The sequence below is a fragment of the Motilimonas pumila genome, from assembly GCF_003596335.1.
In the GTDB taxonomy this organism is placed as follows: Bacteria; Pseudomonadota; Gammaproteobacteria; order Enterobacterales; family CBDFNC01; genus Motilimonas; species Motilimonas pumila.
The window spans coordinates 1-694 of the sequence record NZ_QZCH01000137.1 but is presented as its reverse complement, the minus strand read 5'-3'; the positions used below and the strand labels follow the sequence as shown (position 1 = coordinate 694).

1 pseudogene is annotated in these 694 nt (G+C 39.3%); it reads right to left on the bottom strand.

The features are described from left to right. Positions 1–224, bottom strand: a pseudogene (locus D1Z90_RS20900) (hypothetical protein); the annotation flags it as partial. Between the last annotated feature and the right edge of the window lie 470 nt (positions 225–694).

Here is a 694-nt window from a genome sequence, read left to right as displayed (position 1 = left end):
TCAGCCTGATGAATAAAATCTTGATTGTAATCTAGCCATACTTTGGCGTCTTGCAGGTAATCATCAATAACGGTGATGTTGGCCATTTGTTGCCCTGTAGGGGCTTGGGTTGGCGCGGGCTGAGTTGTTTCAGAAGAGGTTTCTTCTGACGAGGATGAACCTCCACCACATGCGCTAAGGGCAAAAGAAAGGGAGATTGATACAGCTAAAAGGCACTTTTTCATGTTGAGTCCGGTAGTTTAATACTTTGATGGATGTATAAAAACGATTTTCTCGAGAGATAAAGTGTGCTTTTTATTATTTATTTTTTTCGGGTATTTTGATGTTTCAAGTGATAAAGTCAATTTAAATTTTATTTTTATTTGATGTTTTTGAGGTGTGATAGGTTTCAGCGTTATTTGGATGAGTGAAACGTAATCAGCTTATCACACCCAAATAGAGAGGACTCTGAACTTTACCTTAAAGGCGATAGCGGCTTTATTGAATATAAAAGCTACGTTAAAGACAGTTTAAGCAAAATAAGCGATAACCAGTTAATATCCTATTTTGGCGCAGCAACGAAAATATCCGAGCTCCGCTACGTATTTAATGGCCGCAAAGTGAGCCTGGCAGAGGCGCAAAATGGCATGCAAGGGGCGCTGTCTCGTAACGCAGAGCAAATATTTAATAATATGAAGGCAGAAATGAAAGCTAG